We start from the raw sequence: 1,648 nt of genomic DNA, 5'->3' as shown, positions 1-1,648 counted from the left end.
TACTAATATTTTTTTTCCAAAAAAGACAAAACAGACCTTTCAGTTGGCTTTTCTTTTGGTTGGGAGGAACCGAAGTATAAGATCGGAGTGCTGGAAGATATCAGCGATCGCAAAGTGGTGAACATGGCTTGGCGCGAAACCTGAAAGTTCCTTTCCAAGATCGGTACTTTTTATTTTACCCTGCCATTGCCGCCAGAGGATTGAATTACGATCGCAATCGTTTGTGTTTAATAGCAAAAAGCTTTAGTTGAACTTTGCTTGGTGTTGTTTGCGTTTCAGCACTGAAGTAGCTCCAAAGGCACCCAAAGCCAGAAATGCCATCGCCGAACCTGGTTCGGGTACAGAAGTTGAACCGCCGACAGGAGCTGAATTTAAAGCACCTACAACAGCCAGAGAAGGAACTGTTCCACTAATTGTTTGTATACCAAGTCCAACTACTACGTTGCTCAATAAACCGCCCGCTGCCACACCGAAATCGTCTAAATTGATACTCAGAGCGTTTACATTATATCCAGCAGCCTGAAATCCCGTATTAGAGCTGGTGTACGAGTTTGTTATCCCGCCCACAGTCAGCGATACTTCAAACGTATCGGGGATACCCAGTTCAAACAGGACAAGATCGTCTCCAGCACCATTGACTAGAAAATTATCCGTGAAACCCAAGTTGACGTAGGCATCGGGGCTGAAGGAGAAAGCATAGGTAGTTAGATCGCTGTCTGTCAGTACTTGTTCCAGACTTCCGCCACTAATAGTATAATCACCGGAAAACGACAGCAGAGAGTCAGAAAATGCGTTGTCATCAAATGTGTAACCAGCTACAAAAGTAGCTGCATTTGCCGTATTTGCAACGCCCAAACCTATTAGTAAGCTACATAAAGCGAGCAAATTTTTCATTTTTTAATCCTCTTGGTAACTTAAAAATCGATCGAGAAATTATCCCAAGTAGAAACGCGATTATTTCAGCACCATATTGCTTTTAGGACAACCTACATAACATCCGCATAGCGCTACAAAGAGATAAAGATAAGAAGAAACAGTTCAAGACCGACTCTTCTTTAATGTGTGTCACGCTTTAAACTGGTAGCTCTTTCACGTTATGCGTCGAGATTACACCTTTCTACAATCTCGCGTTCATCTTAAAATTCGTCTCTATTACAGCTTTACCTAAGCCGCACAGATTTGTCAGCATTTTCACATAATCTTTATCAAAAAAACATATTTATATATTACGGTCGCAATCAAAGCAAACCTGTAAATCTCTCTATTGCTGGATTTATAAAGCTTTTCTCGCCGCTGCAACTTTAGTAAGTATGTAAAATTTGTGTAAAGTCTAAATATTTTTAGCGAATTGGGTAAGTTGGCGCTGAAAAATCTAACTATTTATAGCTACTGGCAGTCCGATGGAGAGGAGGCCAGCCTAACCCCTTTTTGACTGGAGGACTAAAGTCTTGACTACACAAACAAAGCCCACCTGCACGGGCTTCAAGAAAAAGGGCGTAGTTAACCCGGATTTAATTTTTAATCTAGCTCTTGTACGAGCCCAATAATAGGGCGATCGCACTTAAGTAATTTCCTCTGGACTGAAGCCACCCCAGCCCTAAAGGGACGGGGGTTCAAAATGCGATGAAACCTCCACTTGGCTCTCCCA

At 42.2% G+C, this 1,648-nt stretch carries 1 protein-coding gene; it reads right to left on the bottom strand.

Annotation, left to right across the window (positions count from 1 at the left end; all coding sequences use genetic code 11):
• Positions 1-243: 243 nt before the first annotated feature.
• A complete protein-coding gene (locus tag H6S82_RS32075; RefSeq protein ID WP_190462708.1) occupies positions 244-894 on the bottom strand; it encodes a PEP-CTERM sorting domain-containing protein in 651 nt (216 codons plus the stop codon).
• Positions 895-1,648: the final 754 nt, after the last annotated feature.

This window comes from Planktothrix sp. FACHB-1355, assembly GCF_014748295.1.
In the GTDB taxonomy this organism is placed as follows: domain Bacteria; phylum Cyanobacteriota; class Cyanobacteriia; order Cyanobacteriales; family Aerosakkonemataceae; genus Aerosakkonema; species Aerosakkonema funiforme_A.
Note: the sequence above shows the minus strand (reverse complement) of the source record. Positions and strands in the feature narration are given on the sequence as shown.

Bases quoted from the DNA above. Each gene is read 5' to 3' on its own strand.
- H6S82_RS32075 (WP_190462708.1), bottom strand. From the start codon at position 894: ATGAAAAATTTGCTCGCTTTATGTAGCTTACTAATAGGTTTGGGCGTT.